Source organism: Pseudarthrobacter sp. 01T43 (assembly GCF_056398665.1).
In genome coordinates this window covers 1-17660 of sequence record NZ_JBFTPV010000035.1, presented here as the reverse complement: position 1 = coordinate 17660, position 17660 = coordinate 1, and the positions used below count along the sequence as shown (strand labels likewise).

The 17660-nt window shown below is 62.9% G+C and carries 13 protein-coding genes and 1 pseudogene; 12 read left to right on the top strand and 2 right to left on the bottom strand.

Going from position 1 to position 17660, the window contains the following annotated elements:
- The 5 genes from AC1DIM_RS18855 to tuf form a co-directional block, all read left to right on the top strand.
- A partial coding sequence (locus tag AC1DIM_RS18855) for a DNA-directed RNA polymerase subunit beta' (RefSeq protein ID WP_477712024.1) occupies positions 1 to 3795 on the top strand: 3795 nt, incomplete at its 5' end.
- 425 nt (positions 3796 to 4220) lie between these two features.
- Positions 4221 to 4595, top strand: a complete 375-nt coding sequence (gene rpsL / locus AC1DIM_RS18850; RefSeq protein ID WP_011692814.1) for a 30S ribosomal protein S12 — start codon at positions 4221 to 4223, stop codon at positions 4593 to 4595.
- 1 nt (position 4596) lies between these two features.
- The gene (rpsG, locus tag AC1DIM_RS18845) at positions 4597 to 5067 is read left to right on the top strand and encodes a 30S ribosomal protein S7 (protein WP_214960735.1); all 471 of its coding nucleotides are present in this window, start codon (positions 4597 to 4599) and stop codon (positions 5065 to 5067) included.
- A gap of 71 nt (positions 5068 to 5138) precedes the next feature.
- A complete protein-coding gene (gene fusA / locus AC1DIM_RS18840; RefSeq protein ID WP_477712023.1) occupies positions 5139 to 7253 on the top strand; it encodes an elongation factor G in 2115 nt (704 codons plus the stop codon).
- Between the two features lie 260 nt (positions 7254 to 7513).
- Positions 7514 to 8704, top strand: coding sequence for an elongation factor Tu (gene tuf, locus AC1DIM_RS18835; protein WP_477712022.1), 1191 nt, complete (start codon positions 7514 to 7516; stop codon positions 8702 to 8704).
- Positions 8705 to 8932: 228 nt separating this feature from the next.
- Here tuf and AC1DIM_RS18830 read toward each other — a convergent pair whose 3' ends face one another.
- Positions 8933 to 9202 (bottom strand): hypothetical protein, encoded by a 270-nt coding sequence (locus AC1DIM_RS18830; RefSeq protein ID WP_477712021.1) that lies wholly within the window; start codon positions 9200 to 9202, stop codon positions 8933 to 8935.
- 10 nt (positions 9203 to 9212) lie between these two features.
- Between AC1DIM_RS18830 and AC1DIM_RS18825 the strand changes: the two genes are divergently transcribed.
- Together AC1DIM_RS18825 and AC1DIM_RS18820 are read left to right on the top strand one after the other, a co-directional pair.
- Positions 9213 to 13412 carry a hypothetical protein gene (locus tag AC1DIM_RS18825; protein WP_477712020.1) on the top strand — a complete coding sequence of 1400 codons (4200 nt, stop codon included), beginning with the start codon at positions 9213 to 9215 and terminating at the stop codon, positions 13410 to 13412.
- Positions 13400 to 13525, top strand: coding sequence for a hypothetical protein (locus AC1DIM_RS18820; RefSeq protein WP_477712019.1), 126 nt, complete (start codon positions 13400 to 13402; stop codon positions 13523 to 13525). The genes AC1DIM_RS18825 and AC1DIM_RS18820 overlap by 13 nt, the downstream gene beginning before the upstream one ends.
- A 7-nt stretch (positions 13526 to 13532) precedes the next feature.
- Here AC1DIM_RS18820 and AC1DIM_RS18815 read toward each other — a convergent pair whose 3' ends face one another.
- Positions 13533 to 14969, bottom strand: coding sequence for a GH1 family beta-glucosidase (locus AC1DIM_RS18815; protein ID WP_477712018.1), 1437 nt, complete (start codon positions 14967 to 14969; stop codon positions 13533 to 13535).
- Between the two features lie 456 nt (positions 14970 to 15425).
- On the opposite strand from AC1DIM_RS18815, the gene rpsJ reads away from it, so the two are divergent.
- The 5 genes and pseudogenes from rpsJ to AC1DIM_RS18790 form a co-directional block, all read left to right on the top strand.
- Entirely contained in the window at positions 15426 to 15734 is a 309-nt protein-coding gene (gene rpsJ / locus AC1DIM_RS18810) for a 30S ribosomal protein S10 (RefSeq protein ID WP_038464699.1), read from the top strand.
- Positions 15735 to 15751: 17 nt separating this feature from the next.
- Complete coding sequence (gene rplC, locus AC1DIM_RS18805; RefSeq protein ID WP_108599010.1) at positions 15752 to 16402, top strand: 50S ribosomal protein L3; 651 nt, start codon at positions 15752 to 15754, stop codon at positions 16400 to 16402.
- Between the two features lie 4 nt (positions 16403 to 16406).
- Entirely contained in the window at positions 16407 to 17030 is a 624-nt protein-coding gene (rplD, locus tag AC1DIM_RS18800; RefSeq protein ID WP_190987323.1) for a 50S ribosomal protein L4, read from the top strand.
- A complete protein-coding gene (gene rplW, locus AC1DIM_RS18795) occupies positions 17027 to 17332 on the top strand; it encodes a 50S ribosomal protein L23 (protein ID WP_018773664.1) in 306 nt (101 codons plus the stop codon). Before rplD ends, rplW begins: the two co-directional genes overlap by 4 nt.
- A gap of 29 nt (positions 17333 to 17361) precedes the next feature.
- Positions 17362 to 17660: pseudogene (locus tag AC1DIM_RS18790) on the top strand (50S ribosomal protein L2); the annotation flags it as partial.

Below are 17660 nucleotides of genomic sequence, written 5' to 3'. Positions count from 1 at the left end.
TACCGCACGCTCAAGCCCGAGAAGGACGGCCTCTTCTGCGAGAAGATCTTCGGCCCGTCCCGCGACTGGGAATGCTACTGCGGTAAGTACAAGCGCGTGCGCTTCAAGGGCATCATCTGTGAGCGTTGTGGCGTCGAAGTCACCCGCGCAAAGGTCCGCCGTGAGCGCATGGGCCACATCGAGCTGGCCGCCCCGGTCACGCACATCTGGTACTTCAAGGGTGTTCCGTCCCGCCTGGGCTACCTCCTTGACCTGGCACCGAAGGACCTCGAAAAGGTCATCTACTTCGCTGCCTACATGATCACCAGTGTTGACGCTGATGCCCGTCACGAGGAACTGCCCAACCTTCAGGTTGAGCACGACATCGAGAAGAAGCAGCTGATCGACAACCGCGACTCCGATATCGCCACGATCGCCCGCGACCTCGAAAACGAGATCGCGCGCCTCGAAGGTGAAGGTGCCAAGGCTGCCGACAAGAAGAAGGCCCGCGACTCCGCCGACCGCCAGATGGCGAACGTGCGTAAGCGTGCCGACGCCGAAATCGAGCGCCTCGAGCAGGTCTGGGACCGCTTCAAGAACCTGAAGGTCGCTGACCTCGAAGGTGACGAAGGCCTCTACCGCGAACTGCGTGACCGTTACGGCATGTACTTCGAAGGGTCCATGGGTGCCGAAGCCATCAAGAAGCGTCTTGAGAACTTCGACATGCAGGCCGAGTCTGACCTGCTGCGCGACATCATCGCCAACGGCAAGGGCCAGCGCAAGACCCGTGCCCTGAAGCGCCTGAAGGTGGTCAACGCGTTCCTGACCACCAACAACAGCCCGCTCGGCATGGTCCTTGACGCCGTCCCGGTGATCCCGCCGGAACTGCGCCCGATGGTCCAGCTGGACGGCGGCCGCTTCGCGACCTCCGACCTCAACGACCTCTACCGTCGTGTGATCAACCGCAACAACCGCCTCAAGCGCCTGCTTGACCTCGGCGCGCCGGAGATCATCGTCAACAACGAGAAGCGCATGCTTCAGGAAGCTGTTGACAGCCTCTTCGACAACGGCCGCCGTGGCCGGCCGGTCACCGGACCGGGCAACCGTCCGCTGAAGTCCCTGAGCGACATGCTCAAGGGCAAGCAGGGCCGTTTCCGCCAGAACCTCCTCGGCAAGCGCGTGGACTACTCCGGCCGTTCGGTTATCGTCGTCGGCCCGCAGCTGAAGCTGCACCAGTGTGGTCTGCCCAAGCAGATGGCTCTGGAGCTCTTCAAGCCGTTCGTGATGAAGCGCCTGGTTGACCTCAACCACGCCCAGAACATCAAGTCGGCCAAGCGCATGGTTGAGCGTTACCGTCCGCAGGTCTGGGACGTGCTGGAAGAGATCATCACCGAACACCCGGTGCTGCTCAACCGTGCACCTACCCTGCACCGCCTCGGCATCCAGGCGTTCGAACCGCAGCTTGTTGAAGGTAAGGCAATCCAGCTCCACCCGCTGGTTTGTGGCGCCTTCAACGCTGACTTCGACGGCGACCAGATGGCAGTCCACCTGCCGCTGAGCCCGGAAGCCCAGGCTGAGGCACGCATCCTGATGCTGTCCTCGAACAACATCCTGAAGCCGTCCGACGGCCGCCCGGTCACCCTGCCCTCGCAGGATATGATCATCGGCCTCTACCACCTGACCACGAAGCGTGTCGGTTCAGCTGGCGAAGGCCGCGTCTTCTCCTCGGTTGCCGAAGCCATCATGGCTTACGACCTCCGCGAGCTGCACCTGAACTCGCAGGTCCGGATCCGTCTCGAAGGCTTCGTGCCTTACGCAGGCTGGGAAGCTCCGGAAGGCTGGGAGCCCGGTCAGCCGGTCATCGTCCAGACCTCCCTGGGGCAGGTTGTGTTCAACCAGACCCTGCCTGCCGATTACCCGTGGGTTGAGAACGTTGCGGACAAGGGCGAACTGTCCACGATCGTGAACGACCTCGCCGAGCGCTACCCGAAGGTCATCACGGCGGCAACGCTGGACAACCTGAAGGATGCCGGTTTCTACTGGGCCACCCGGTCCGGCGTTACCGTCGCCATCTCGGACATCGAGGTACCCAAGGACAAGCCGCGCATCCTTGCCGGYTACGARACCATGGCTGCCAAGATCCAGGGCCAGTACGACAAGGGCCTGATCGACGACGACGAGCGTCGCCAGGAACTGATCGAGATCTGGAACAAGGCAACGAACGAGATCGCCCAGGCGATGCGTGACAGCCTGTCCCCGATGAACACCATCAACCGCATGGTGTCCTCCGGTGCACGTGGTAACTGGATGCAGGTCCGYCAGATCGCGGGTATCCGTGGYCTKGTGGCCAACCCKAAGGGTGAGATCATCCCGCGYCCSATCAAGTCCTCRTACCGCGAGGGCCTGTCGGTGCTGGAATACTTCATCGCCACGCACGGTGCCCGTAAGGGTCTGGCTGACACCGCGCTGCGTACCGCCAACTCGGGTTACCTGACCCGTCGYCTGGTGGACGTYTCGCAGGACGTCATCGTCCGTGARGAGGACTGYGGCACCGAACGCGGCCTCGTCACGCCGATTGCCGTGCCGGACGCCAACGGCGAGCTGGTCCTGGACGAAAACGTCGAGAACAGCGCCTACGCCCGTACGCTCGCTGTTGATGTTGTGGACTCCAAGGGCAACGTCCTTGCAGCCGGCGGCACCGACTGCGGCGACGTCGTTATCGCCGAGCTGTTCGCAGCCGGTATCACCGAGGTCAAGGTCCGCTCTGTACTCACCTGTGAGTCCAGCGTCGGCACCTGCGCCCTGTGCTACGGCCGTTCACTGGCCACCGGCAAGACCGTGGACATCGGTGAGGCCGTCGGCATCATCGCGGCACAGTCCATCGGTGAGCCCGGTACCCAGCTGACCATGCGTACGTTCCACACCGGTGGTGCTGTTTCCGCCAGCGGTGGCGACGACATCACCCAGGGTCTGCCCCGTATCCAGGAGCTCTTCGAAGCCCGTACTCCGAAGGGTGTCGCACCGATTGCTGAAGCAGCCGGACGCATCGCCATCGAAGAGTCCGAGCGCCAGATGCGCCTGGTCATCACCCCGGATGACGGATCTGAAGAGATCGCGTACCCGGTACTGCGCCGTTCACGCCTCCTCATTGAGGATGGCGAGCACGTCACGGTAGGCCAGAAGCTCATCAACGGCCCGGTGGATCCCAAGCAGGTTCTGCGCATCATGGGTCCCCGTGCCGCGCAGAAGTTCCTGGTGGACGAGGTCCAGGGCGTGTACCGCAGCCAGGGCATCGGTATCCACGACAAGCACGTCGAGGTTATCGTCCGCCAGATGCTGCGCCGCGTCACGGTCATCGAGTCCGGCGAATCGGACCTGCTGCCCGGCGAGCTCGCCGAGCGCAGCCGCTTCGAGGAAGCCAACCGCCGCGTTGTGTCCGAGGGCAAGACTCCGGCTTCCGGACGTCCTGAGCTCATGGGCATCACCAAGGCGTCCCTGGCGACCGAGTCCTGGCTGTCCGCAGCTTCCTTCCAGGAGACCACCCGCGTCCTGACGCAGGCGGCCATGGAAGGCAAGAGCGATCCGCTGCTCGGCCTCAAGGAGAACGTCATCATCGGTAAGCTGATCCCGGCCGGCACGGGTCTCCCGCGCTACACCGAGGTCACCGTGGAGCCCACTGAGGAAGCAAAGGCCAACCTGTTCACCGGCCCCAGCGCGTTCAGTGACTTCTCGTATGATTCCCTGGGCGGCGACGGAGCTCCTGAGTTCCACGCCATCCCGCTGGATGATTACGATCTCGGCAACGACTTCCGCTAACGCCTAAAAGCAACGCGGGGTCACTTACGGCCCGATCCACACCTTGGATTGGGCTCAAAGTGACCCCGCGTTGCTGTTTAAGAGCCGGAAGACGTCGGGGGAGGACGACGGCGGCGCGCAAGTTCCGCCGTCGTCGTTCGCTATACACCCGATTAAGGCTCTGGATCAAGCCGTGCTAGAATTTTGGTAATTGTTCTGTGTGGCAGTGGATGAAGGCCGCCGCAGCATCATTTTGGTTTTGTTCTCATGATGCTGGGTGTGAGCTTGTTTCCGGGTTGCGGGCTAGGTGCGCAACGAATGCCACTCTTTTGCACGCCTAGGCGAGATTCGAGATACCAAGGCTGCAGGGACAACGCCAAAACCGATGCAGTGACGGCTGACGCCTGAATGTGCCGGTAGAGATCAAACCAACGGAGAACACGAGAGTGCCTACGATTAACCAGCTGGTCCGCAAGGGCCGCACGCCTAAGGTCAAAAAGACCAAGGCTCCTGCCCTGAACGGCAGCCCGATGCGCCGCGGTGTTTGCACCCGCGTTTACACCACCACCCCCAAGAAGCCGAACTCGGCTCTTCGTAAGGTCGCACGTGTGCGCCTCAACGGTGGCGTTGAAGTTACCGCTTACATCCCCGGTGTAGGCCACAACCTGCAGGAGCACTCCATTGTGCTCGTTCGCGGTGGTCGTGTTAAGGACCTTCCGGGTGTCCGCTACAAGATCGTCCGTGGCGCCCTCGATACCCAGGGTGTGAAGAACCGTAAGCAGGCACGCAGCCGTTACGGCGCAAAGATGGAGAAGAAGTAATATGCCTCGCAAGGGTCCGGCCCCTAAGCGGCCGCTAGTCATTGATCCCGTTTACGGTTCCCCGCTGGTCACCCAGCTGATCAACAAGGTACTCGTCGACGGCAAGAAGTCCACCGCAGAGCGCATCGTTTACGGTGCCCTCGCCGGTGCGCAGGAAAAGTCCGGTGGAGACCCGGTTGCTGCCCTGAAGAAGGCCATGGAGAACATCAAGCCGAGCCTTGAGGTGAAGTCCCGCCGTGTTGGTGGCGCCACCTACCAGGTCCCGGTTGAGGTCAAGCCCGGCCGCGCAACCGCGCTGGCGCTGCGCTGGCTGGTTGGCTACTCCAAGGCCCGCCGTGAGAAGACCATGACCGAACGCCTCCGGAATGAAATCCTGGATGCGTCCAACGGTCTCGGTGCCGCTGTGAAGCGTCGCGAAGACACCCACAAGATGGCCGARTCSAACAAGGCCTTCGCACACTACCGCTGGTAAWACTTCCCGKACGCCGCCGGCTCACCTGAGCYGGCGGCGAACGTGYAGTCCATCCGAAAGGGAGACACACCGTGGCACAGGACGTGCTTACCGACCTTAGTAAGGTCCGCAACATCGGCATCATGGCTCACATCGATGCCGGCAAGACCACCACCACCGAGCGCATCCTGTTCTACACGGGTGTGAACCACAAGATCGGCGAAACGCACGACGGCGCTTCGACCACTGACTGGATGGAACAGGAAAAGGAACGCGGCATCACCATCACGTCTGCCGCCGTGACCTGCTTCTGGGAAAACAACCAGATCAACATCATCGACACCCCCGGCCACGTTGACTTCACCGTTGAGGTTGAGCGCTCACTGCGCGTCCTCGATGGCGCTGTCGCCGTATTTGATGGCAAGGAAGGCGTGGAGCCGCAGTCCGAGACTGTTTGGCGCCAGGCTGACAAGTACAACGTCCCGCGCATCTGCTTCGTCAACAAGATGGACAAGCTCGGCGCTGACTTCTACTTCACCGTCGACACCATCATTAACCGCCTCGGTGCCAAGCCGCTCGTGATGCAGCTGCCGATCGGTGCCGAGAACGACTTCATCGGCGTCGTCGACATCCTGGAAATGCGCGCGCTGGTCTGGCCGGGCGACTCCAAGGGTGACGTCACCATGGGTGCCAAGTACGAGGTCCGCGAGATCCCGGCTGACCTCCAGGAAAAGGCTGAAGAGTACCGCGCAACGCTCATTGAGACCGTTGCCGAGTCCTCCGAAGAGCTCATGGAGAAGTACCTCGAGGGCGAAGAGATCACTGTCGCCGAACTCAAGGCCGGCATCCGCAAGATGACCATCAACTCCGAGCTCTACCCGGTCTTCTGTGGTTCCGCGTTCAAGAACCGTGGCGTTCAGCCGATGCTCGATGCTGTCATCGACTACCTGCCGAACCCGCTCGACGTCCCGCCGATGATCGGTCACGATCCCCGCGACGAAGAGAAGGAAATCGTCCGCGCGCCTTCCTCTGAGGAGCCGTTCTCGGCTCTGGCGTTCAAGATTGCCGCACACCCGTTCTTCGGCCAGCTCACCTTCATCCGCGTGTACTCCGGTCACGTTGAAGCGGGCGCCCAGGTGGTCAACTCCACCAAGGGCAAGAAGGAGCGCATCGGCAAGCTGTTCCAGATGCACGCCAACAAGGAAATGCCCGTTGATGGCGCTACCGCCGGCCACATCTACGCAGCGATCGGTCTGAAGGACACCACCACGGGCGACACCCTGTGCGACTCCGCCAACCAGATCGTTCTCGAGTCCATGAGCTTTCCGGAGCCCGTGATCTCTGTTGCTATCGAGCCGAACACCAAGGGTGACCAGGAGAAGCTCTCCACGGCCATCCAGAAGCTCTCCGCTGAGGACCCGACCTTCCAGGTCTCCCTCAACGAAGACACCGGTCAGACCATCATCGCCGGCATGGGCGAGCTCCACCTGGACATCCTGGTGGACCGCATGCGCCGCGAATTCAAGGTCGAGGCAAACGTCGGCAAGCCGCAGGTCGCGTACCGCGAAACCATCAAGAATGTTGTTGCGCGTCACGATTACACGCACAAGAAGCAGACCGGTGGTTCGGGCCAGTTCGCGAAGATCCAGATTGCCATTGGCCCGCTGGACACTTCCGACGGCGAGCTCTACGAGTTCGAGAACAAGGTCACCGGTGGCCGTATTCCTCGCGAATACATCCCGTCGGTTGACGCAGGTATCCAGGATGCACTGAACGACGGCGTCCTGGCCGGTTACCCGGTTGTTGGCATCAAGGCGACGCTGATTGACGGCGCTTACCACGATGTTGACTCCTCGGAAATGGCGTTCAAGATCGCCGGCCGTATGGCTTTCAAGGAAGCCGCACGCAAGGCGAACCCTGTCCTGCTCGAACCGCTGATGGATGTAGAGGTCCGCACCCCTGAGGAATACATGGGTGAAGTTATCGGTGACCTCAACTCCCGCCGTGGCCAGATGCAGTCCATGGAGGATGCACAGGGTGTCAAGGTCATCCGTGCGCACGTCCCGCTGTCCGGCATGTTCGGCTACATCGGTGACCTGCGTTCAAAGACCCAGGGCCGCGCTGTGTACTCCATGACGTTCCACAGCTACGCCGAGGTCCCGAAGGCATTTGCCGACGAGATCATCCAGAAGAACCGCGGCGAGTAGTCTTTACGACTTCGCAGCAAAAACTCGGGTGCGTTTCCGGTTGACGGAAACCACCTGGTGCAGGTGGCCGAATCCCGGTGGGATGCGGTCCGGGTAAACCGGGCCGCGGCCATCTGCACGAACAGGCTCTAGGCACTAGTATTAGTTCCTGAATCTGCAATTTCACCAATCCAAAGCCCCCCAAGTAGACTTGCCTGAGTTTCTGCCGCGACAAGCGCGGTTGAAGGGTAAGTCATTTGAAAACGTTCTAGGAGGAACCTGTGGCAAAGGCAAAGTTCGAGCGGACTAAGCCGCACGTTAACATCGGCACCATTGGTCACGTTGACCACGGTAAGACGACGTTGACTGCCGCCATTTCCAAGGTGCTGTACGACAAGTACCCSACTCTCAACGAGMAGCGYGACTTCGCGTCSATTGACTCTGCTCCSGAAGAGCGYCAGCGYGGYATTACCATCAACATCTCCCACGTTGAGTACCAGACCGAGAAGCGCCACTACGCACACGTAGACGCTCCGGGTCACGCTGACTACATCAAGAACATGATCACCGGTGCTGCACAGATGGACGGTGCAATCCTCGTGGTTGCCGCCACTGACGGCCCGATGGCACAGACCCGCGAGCACGTTCTGCTCGCCCGCCAGGTTGGCGTTCCCTACCTGCTGGTCGCGCTGAACAAGTCCGACATGGTTGACGATGAGGAACTGCTGGACCTCGTTGAAATGGAAGTTCGTGAGCTCCTGAGCTCGCAGGGCTTCGATGGCGACGAAGCACCGGTTGTCCGCGTTTCGGGCCTGAAGGCTCTGGAAGGCGACCCGGAGTGGGTCAAGTCCGTTGAGGACCTCATGGAAGCTGTCGACAACTCTGTTCCGGACCCCATCCGCGACCGCGACAAGCCCTTCCTGATGCCGATCGAAGACGTCTTCACCATCACCGGCCGTGGCACCGTTGTTACGGGCCGCGCCGAGCGTGGAACCCTCGCCATCAACTCCGAGGTCGAGATCGTTGGCATCCGCCCGATCCAGAAGACCACGGTGACCGGTATCGAGATGTTCCACAAGCAGCTCGACGAAGCATGGGCCGGCGAGAACTGTGGCCTCCTGCTCCGCGGTCTGAAGCGTGATGACGTAGAGCGTGGCCAGGTTGTCGTCAAGCCGGGTTCCATCACCCCGCACACCGACTTCGAGGCTAACGTCTACATCCTCTCCAAGGACGAAGGCGGACGTCACAACCCGTTCTACTCCAACTACCGCCCGCAGTTCTACTTCCGCACCACGGACGTAACCGGCGTTATCACCCTGCCGGAAGGCACGGAAATGGTTATGCCTGGCGACAACACTGAGATGACCGTTGCGCTCATCCAGCCCATCGCCATGGAAGAGGGCCTCGGCTTCGCTATCCGCGAAGGCGGCCGCACCGTTGGTTCAGGACGTGTTACCAAGATCATCAAGTAATTACTTGCTGACTTTGTGCTGGCAGGCCGCCTGACGGTCCGCTGACACTTATCAACAGCCCCGCCGCGTATCTACGCTGCGGGGCTGTTGTTTGCTATCGTTAATCCAATCACTGGATTAATTGTGCATGCTGGTTCGCGCTGGAGGTATCACGTTGAGGGACGAATCGTATGAGGCGGGCTACCGCGCCGGTCATCTCCAGGGGTGGCTTGATGCCGTGGCCAAACTTCAAGCGGCGGGCGGGCTGCGGCCAGCCGGCGGCGCACCGATGCGGCCGGCTCCGGTGGCGCCGCCGGGAAGTACGACGGCGCCGCGCGGCCGTGTGCCGGGAACGGCCCCAGTGCCGGTCAGCGATGTCCCCGTTTCCTTGATGCCAGCGTCACCCTTGGCTGAAGTGTCGCCACTGCCGCCCGCAGTTACGCAGGCAATGCCCGCACGCGTAACCGTCCAGGCGCCGCCGGCGTCGCCTTCCCAGTCCGCGATGGCAGCTTCGCCCATGGCGCCGGGATTGCCGACGGTACCCCCGCCGTCCCCGGCGGCCTCGTTCCGGCATGACCCGGAGACGCCAGCCGAGCGGCAGGCACGACGCGAAAAGCGTGACCGCCAGAACATCAACATCACCCTCTACGTGGCCAGTCTTCTCCTTGTGGCTGCCGCTGCATTGTTCATTGGCACAAGCCTTCCGCCCATGATGCGGTTCGCTGGCGTCCTCACCGTCACGGCATTGTTCTATGGCGCGGGTTTTGTACTCCATGCCCGGGTGCCGCGGCTCCGGCCGGCGGCGGTGGCCTTTACTGGCACCGGCCTGGCCCTTGTTCCTGTGACCGGCCTGGCGCTGTACAACTTTGCCCTGCCGAACGGTCCCACCGCCTGGCTGTTGACGTCGTTAGTGGGCACGGTTGCCTACGTCGCTGCGGCTGTCCGGCTTGAGAGCCGGGTGCTCGTCTACCTTTCACTGACCTTCGTCGCCTCCACGGCGTTCTCCGGAGTCTCGGTCCTGGGCGGTGCCTTGGTGTGGTATTTCGCGTCGCTGATTGGTGTGGCTGCACTGCTGACGGCCCTTGCCTTGGTAAGGCCGGGCTGGCTGCCCCCTGTCTATGTCAGGCCCCTTATGGTCCTGCACCCGTATGTGGTTCCGGCAGTGGCTGCCGCTGCCACCTGCGTTCCCCTGTACCTGGAGAAAGCCGAATACGCGCTGGTCATTGCTTTGTGCGGGGTCTACTTCGCATTGATGTCTGTTGTGCCCGGACCTTGGCGGCTCCGCAACTTCTACGCCGCCCGGGCGTCCCTTACCGTGGCGGCAGCCGTGGCCATCTGGGACGTGTCGGGACGGGGGAGTGACGCGCTGCTCGCCGGCAGCGTCCTGCTTGCACTCCAGGTGATCGGTACGGCGCTGCTGTCCGATCGTTTGGCCGCGCGGTTCCCGGAGGTGAAGCGGCCGGACCGGACTGGCGCTCGTGCCCGGAACGCTGGCGGCACCGGCACCGGCACCGGCACCGGCTCGGCCGGCAGCCGGTCCCGCACTGCCACGGGTACCGGCACGGCCGGCAGCCGGTGGCCAACTGATGCGTCGGCGACCTTCGCCCTGCAACTCGCAGCCACAGCGGCATTCGGTATCGCTGAGACCGCTGCCGAATTCTTCCGCAGCTTTGCCAGCCGGGAGCCGGTGCAGGTGGACGGACCAGTTCCGGTGTGGGTTGCGGTAGCCTTGTCGCTGGTGACAGGCATGGTGCTGGCCGCCAGGTGGCCGGGCCGGATCGAGTGGCCGCCAGTGGCTGCGTTGGGACTTGCGGCACTTGCCGCCCCGTCGACGGGTGCCTGGCCGCTCGCCATCATGCTGCTTTTCAGTGCAGGGTATTGGGCAGCCCGCGGGGCCCTTGGGGAGGTTGCATTCCAGAGACGGTTGATCGTCGCAGCACGGCTGGCCTTTACGCTGGCGGTCCCGGTGACGGTGGCGGCGGTTATTGGCGAGGGCCCGGGAAGGGTTGAGTCGTCGATATTCGCCCTGTTGGTAGCACTCGTGTGCCAGCAAATTCTGACTGCGGCCTTGGAGCGGACCGGGATAAAGGTTTTGGCCCCCGAAGCGACGGGTGCCGCCTTCGCCGGTGCGGCAGCGCTGGTCCTGATCGTGTTGTCCACCGCGGACAGCTCACCCGGGCACGGGCTGACGGCACTCGCCGTGCTCATCCAGCTCATCGCGGCCTTCGCAGTCGGGGCCATGATGCTTCCGCGGCCTGCCGCGGAAAAGGACTGGTCCGCGACTACGTGGGAAGCCGTGCCGCTTGCCATGTCCGTGGTTGCTGTTGCCGTCGCTTTCCAGTCGGTTACGCAGACTGCCGGAAACGTGGCGCTGCTCCTGGTGGTGGCCTATCTGGTGGGCACGGCGATGCGCCTGCCGCTGCGCCAGCACCGCTGGGCCTACTGGTGGTTCGGCCGGGCGGCGGTAACGGTCCTCGCACTGACGGCTTTTCACCAGCTCCAACGAGACGCCGGCCCCGTGGTCATCGCGGACGAGGTGGTGCGCCCCGCCATGGTCCTCGTCACGGTGCTGGCACTCCAGCTGTGCCTGCCGCTGGTGGCGGCAGCACGCCGTCGTGCTCCCCGCGGTATTGCCGCAGACGCTGCCGCGGTCATCCTCCTTCAGCTGGTGGCAACTGCCACTTTGGCGCAGGCCGTTTCCGCAGGATGGCAGCACACCTCCGCTACGGTACTCGCGGCCCTGGGCGCCGCCGCGTCAGGCTACTTCCTACGCCGTCAGGCGGGGGCCATCTGGTTGGCCCCCTTCACTGTCGGCTCACTGCTGGCCGTCAGTGACGGCAGCCTCCTCACTGTCGAACTGATCCTGGGTACCTTCGCCGTCTACGCCACCCTGATGGTGGTCGCCGAGCCGCGGCGTGCCTGGAAAGGCTGGTACTTCGTCGCAGCCAGGGTTCTGACCGCCGGACTGGCGCTGGTACTGAGTTACGACATCACCGCTTCAGCTACCGCGGTTTCGGTGACCTTTGCCGTCGTGCTCGCCGCCCAGCACGCCATACGTTGGGCGATGCGCGCACGGCTGGCCGATGTCCCCTACCAGCAGGCCGCCGTCTGGATCACGCTGGCGGGGCAGGCCGTCCTGCCGCTCGTGTATGTTGCGGGGCAAAGTGCCGCCCGGCTGCCACAGGATGACGACGGCGGCCGCTGGGTGGTGCTGTTCGAACTGCTTCTGCTATTTGTCTCCGCAGCCGTGGCCCGGAAACTATTCACCGCCCGGGGTGCCATCTACTTCGCTGTGTACGCGGCGCTGTTCGGTGTTCTGGCCCTGGGGCCGCTGGTCACTTTCGGCGGTACGTTCCTCGTCTCCGCCGTGCTGAGCCACACCGGGACCGCTGCGGTGCTGCTGTCGGTAGCGTTGCTTGCCGTTGCGGCCGGAATCCTTTGGCGCAGCCGGAATGTGGACACTGAAGATATCGAACATTGGCTGTGGCTGGTGACCGCGGGCTCCTTCGCCGGTGTGGGACTGCTCGTCTCACCGTTGGCGGCAGCCTGGGTTACGGGTGCTGCCGTTCTGGTTCTCGCCGTGGTGTTGTTTGCGGCTTCGCACGTCGAAGCCCAGGCGCTGTTGTATCCGCCGGCAGCATTGGCAACACACTGGGGTGCCGTTGCACTGGCAGGGGAGGCCCTTCCGGATACTGCCGGGGCCTGGGGTGGATTCCTGCCCTGGTTGGCAGGTGCGGGCTCGGCCTCGGTTGCCCTCTACGCTGTGCGGCTGATTCGCGGCGACTCGTTGGACGGCGGCCGCTTGAACACCGGCCGGCTGAACACCGGCCGGCTGGAAGGCGATCCGGTGCGTCGCTGGTCGCTTGCGGGCGGCACCTTCCTGGGCCTGATCCTGGTGGCCATGGCCGGAATCAGGCACGATGCCACGTCCTGGACGGCCGCAGCGGTCCTGGCCGCCGCCGTCGGAATCGCCTACCGGGAGGCCCCCGCAAAGTCGCGGCGGATTGCCTTGGAGGTGGGCGCGCTGGTTCTCACTGCAGCGGTCCAGCGTGCCGCCATCTTTGACCTGGAAGGGCCTGGCAGGCCGAATGGCCGGGTTCTCGGTGGCCTTCCCGATCCGTTCTGGGTGGCCCAGTGGTACGTCGTCCTGGGCGCTGTCCTCGGCGGGTGGCGCTACGTCTCGGGCCATCAGCGGGCCGGACGGTTCCTGTTGGCTGCCGCTGCCGGGCTGTTGTCGCTGGGTGGTCTGGGTGTCGTCTTCGGCGGAACCGGTGCGCAACAGTTGTGGGTCCTGGTCCTGCTGGCGCTGCTGCTGGTGGCTGGCCTTCTTGCGGGCGAGCGGCTGTTTGTCTGGTGGGGCGCGGCCGGCGTGGCAGCCTGCATTCTGTGGTCGATGAGGCATTACACCTTCCTGCTCCTTGCAGTGATTGCCGTGGGACTTATCGTCTTTGCCGTCTGGCGCCTGAACCGCGGCTCGGCTGGGGCACCCGACGCAGCGCCGGAGACCGGGCCGGCAGCCGGGCCGGCAGTCGGGCCGACAGTCGGGCCCGACCGCCCGGTCAGCCCGTGGCAGGGAGGTGGCGGGGAACAGCCGGCCAGCCCCCGTCCGGCCGGCGAGGACAAGGCGCGGTCTGCGGCGGGAAGGAGCCATCCGGCGGAGGCAGGGAACCGTGCCGGGGGCACTGATATTGTTGCTAACAGCGAGAGGAGTACATCATGGGATGGCTGATTTTTCTGATCATCGTGGCTGCCGTGGTCGCCGGAGTGTTCTGGGCCAAGAAGCATTTCCGCAATGAGATCGACCGCGCCAAGCGCATAAACCGCGCGAACAGGAACCAGTAGCCGGGCCTCAGCCAGCCAACGGTTTCCGGGCCTGGCTGAGCGCCCTGTACCAGTAGAAGGACTCCTTGGGCGTGCGCTCCTGGGTATCAAAATCCACGTGCACCAGGCCAAAACGCTGTGAGTATCCGGCCGCCCATTCGAAGTTGTCCATCAGGGTCCACACGTAGTAGCCGCGAAGATCGACGTCCTCGGCTATGCCGCCAGGGGCCGTTGCCTCCAGCGCATGGTGCAGATGGCCAGCGAGGTAATCGATCCGCTGATGGTCATCAATGGGGCCGGTCACGTGCTCCGGCTCCGGGAAGCTGGCGCCGCTTTCAGTAATGTAGAGCGGCGGCAAGGCGTCCCTGTAACGGTCCTTCAGCTCGCGGAGCAGGATCCCCAGATGATCCGGCGCCACCGGCCACCCGAACCCCGTGGTCCCGTACTCGTCGAACGGAACCTGGTGGGCCGGGATCCGGATCATCGCTTCCGCCGGAACCGTGAGGTCATCGCCGGTACCCTGCCCGGCGGCCACCTTCACGGGCTGGTAATAGTTCACGCCGTAGAAGTCCACCGGCTGATGGATGGTGCGGAGATCGGCGTCGGAAATCCTGGGCAGTGAACGCAGCCATGGCTTCGCGAGCCGCAGCGAGAAGGGGTACCGGCCCAAAAGAATCGGATCGGCGTAGATCCGGTTCAGCATCAGGTCGAACACTTTGGCAGCGGCCCTGTCCCTGATTCTTCCCGAGGCCGGCCGGACGGGGGAGTGCAGGTTGGTCACACCAATCCCGCCCCGGACACCTACAGCACGCAGGGCCTGGGTGGCGAGTCCGTGGGCCAGCAGTTGGTGGTGCACCGCGGGGAAGGCGTCAAAGAGGAGGTAACGCCCGGGCGCATGTGTGCCCAGGGCGTAGCCATTGAGCACCACCGAGGCAGGTTCGTTGAGCGTGACCCACTGGTCCACCCGGTCCCCAAAACGCCTGCCGACCGCAGCCGAGTAGTCAGCGAACCGTTCCGCGGTGACCCTGTTCATCCACCCTCCGGCATGCTCCAGAGGAAGCGGCGTATCCCAGTGGTACAAAGTGGCCATGGGGGAGATACCCGCTTCAAGGAGCTGGTCAATCAGGCGGTCATAGAAATCAAGGCCCTGCTCGTTGAAGGCGCCGCGGCCGTCCGGCTGGATCCGCGGCCAGGAAATGGAAAAGCGGTAGGAGTCGACGCCGAGTTCCCGCATGAGCGTTACATCTTCAGCCGAGCGGTTGTAATGGTCGCAGGCCACAGCGGGTGAGTGGCCGTCCCAAATGGCGCCCGGCTTCTCCACGAAGGCATCCCACCCGGAGGGGCCCCGGCCGCCGGCGGCCAGGCCGCCCTCGATCTGGAAAGCGGCGGCTGCGACTCCCAGGGTGAAGGTGCGTGGCAGGCGACCAGCTAAATCCTGAATGGAAACGTCATTTTCGACGGTCATTCCCCCATCATCCATTCGGACGATGACGAAGGCAATGATTCCCAACTGGGTAGCAGTAACTGTCGTTATGGTCCTTCAAACCGACATCTGCTGCTACCCAGTTGGGGGAGTGGCCGGCAGATTCGCTTCTGCGGATAATATCCGGCATACTAGRTGAGTTGTTCAAGCGCTTCTTCGYGTCCCGATCCGGATAATGCCGGGTGTCAGGGTCCAAGTGGAAGCCCAAACATAACCCACTCCCCATGGAACTGCGGATTTGTATGCGTGCTAAGCGCGACACGCCCGACCGCGGGGGTCGGTTACGTCGGCAGGTTGAGGAACCCGGATTTATCCGGATTCAGCTTGTGCGGCGGGTGGTAGTTCAGACTTCAAATGCTTCGGCAGCCACATGCAACACGAATAGTGAACAGAGCAGCCCTACTCAGAGCAGCACTAACTGAAAGAGAGTCAGGCGACATGGCGGGACAAAAAATCCGCATCCGGCTGAAGTCATATGACCACGAGGTCATTGACGTTTCAGCCCGGAAGATCGTTGAGACGGTCACGCGCGCAGGCGCAACGGTAGTTGGCCCCGTGCCGCTGCCGACGGAGAAGAACATCTACTGCGTAATCCGCTCTCCGCACAAGTACAAGGACAGCCGCGAGCACTTTGAAATGCGCACGCACAAGCGTCTTATCGACATCATCGAYCCCACGCCGAAGGCTGTTGACTCGCTTATGCGTCTCGACCTGCCGGCTGACGTGAACATCGAAATCAAGCTGTAGGGAGGTGCTGAGAAACTATGACCGCAACCCGTAACGTAAAGGGCCTGCTGGGCACGAAGCTCGGCATGACCCAGGTCTGGGACGAGAACAACAAGCTCATCCCCGTCACTGTGGTCCAGGCAGATTCGAACGTCATCACCCAGCTGCGCAACGCAGACACTGATGGCTACGTCGCTGTACAGATCGGCTACGGCCAGATCGATCCCCGCAAGGTCACCAAGCCGCTGGCTGGTCACTTTGAAAAGGCAGGCGTCACGCCTCGCCGCCACGTCGTCGAACTGCGCACTGCAGATGCGGACACTTACGAGCTGGGCCAGGAGCTTTCTGTAGAGCTCTTCGAAGCCGGCCAGAAGATCGACGTTATCGGCACCACCAAGGGTAAGGGCTTCGCCGGCGTTATGAAGCGTCACGGCTTCCACGGCGTTGGAGCTTCCCACGGTGCCCACAAGAACCACCGTAAGCCCGGTTCAATCGGTGGCGCATCCACCCCGAGCCGCGTCTTCAAGGGCATGAAAATGGCCGGCCGCATGGGCGCCGTTCGTCACACCACGCTGAACCTCACGGTTCACGCAGTTGACGTCGAGAAGTCGCTGCTCCTGATCAAGGGCGCCGTCCCCGGCGCCCGCGGCCAGGTCGTACTCGTACGCACCGCCGTGAAGGGAGCCTAGTTCAATGACTAGCACTGTCAAGGTTGACCTGCCTGCAGAGATCTTCGACGTTCAGACCAACGTGCCGCTGCTGCACCAGGTCGTCGTTGCCCAGCTCGCTGCTGCTCGCCAGGGTACCCACAAGACCAAGACCCGCGCCGAGGTTTCCGGTGCAGGTCGCAAGCCGTTCAAGCAGAAGGGCACCGGCCGCGCCCGTCAGGGTTCAATCCGTGCTCCTCACATGACCGGTGGTGGCGTCGTCCACGGTCCCACACCGCGTGACTACAGCCAGCGCACCCCCAAGAAGATGATTGCTGCTGCACTGCGCGGCGCACTGTCTGACCGGGCACGCAACGGTCGCATCCACGTTGTTGCTGAACTGGTGGAGGGCACCAAGCCGTCCGTCAAGACCGCACTGGCAACGCTGCGCGGAGTTTCCGAGCGCAAGAACCTGCTGGTTGTCATCGAGCGCGCCAACGATGTTGCAGCACTTTCCGTGCGCAACCTCGCCGGTGTTCACGTTCTGTACGCAGACCAGCTGAACACCTACGACGTACTCGTCTCTGACGACGTTGTCTTCACCAAGGCTGCCTACGAAGCATTCGTTGCTGACAAGGCAGTAGCAAAGAACGAGGAGGATGCCAAGTGAGTGCAGCCACCATCAAAGACCCGCGCGACGTCGTGCTTGCACCCGTCGTATCGGAAAAAAGCTACGGCCTGATCGATGAGGGCAAGTACACCTTCCTGGTGGACCCCCGCTCGAACAAGACCGAGATCAAGCTGGCCGTGGAGAAGATTTTCTCCGTCAAGGTCGAATCGATCAACACCATCAACCGTGCCGGTAAGCGCAAGCGCACCAAATTCGGATGGGGTACCCGCAAGAACACCAAGCGTGCAATTGTGAGCCTCAAAGAAGGCACCATCGACATCTTCGGCGGTCCGCTCTCGTAGCGGAGACCACTTTAACGAGGAAATAAATTATGGGAATCCGTAAATATAAGCCGACTACCCCGGGCCGTCGTGGCTCGAGCGTAGCGGACTTCACCGAAATCACGCGGTCGACTCCGGAGAAGTCGTTGGTACGTCCGCTGCCCAAAAAGGGCGGCCGTAACAACACCGGTAAGATCACGACCCGTCACAAGGGTGGTGGCCACAAGCGCCAGTACCGTCTGATCGACTTCCGTCGCCACGACAAGGACGGCGTCAACGCCCGCGTTGCCGAAATCGAGTACGATCCGAACCGCACGGCTCGCATCGCCCTCCTGCACTACGTTGATGG

What these genes read in the sequence shown, in the direction of transcription:
- AC1DIM_RS18830 (WP_477712021.1), bottom strand. Translation starts at nt 9,202, where the DNA reads ATGGGCGAAGCTGCCATCGCGGACTGGGAAGGCGACGCCGGCGGCGCC.
- rplC (WP_108599010.1), top strand. Translation starts at nt 15,752, where the DNA reads ATGACCGCAACCCGTAACGTAAAGGGCCTGCTGGGCACGAAGCTCGGC.
- rplD (WP_190987323.1), top strand. Translation starts at nt 16,407, where the DNA reads ATGACTAGCACTGTCAAGGTTGACCTGCCTGCAGAGATCTTCGACGTT.
- AC1DIM_RS18815 (WP_477712018.1), bottom strand. Translation starts at nt 14,969, where the DNA reads ATGACCGTCGAAAATGACGTTTCCATTCAGGATTTAGCTGGTCGCCTG.
- AC1DIM_RS18820 (WP_477712019.1), top strand. Translation starts at nt 13,400, where the DNA reads ATGGGATGGCTGATTTTTCTGATCATCGTGGCTGCCGTGGTCGCCGGA.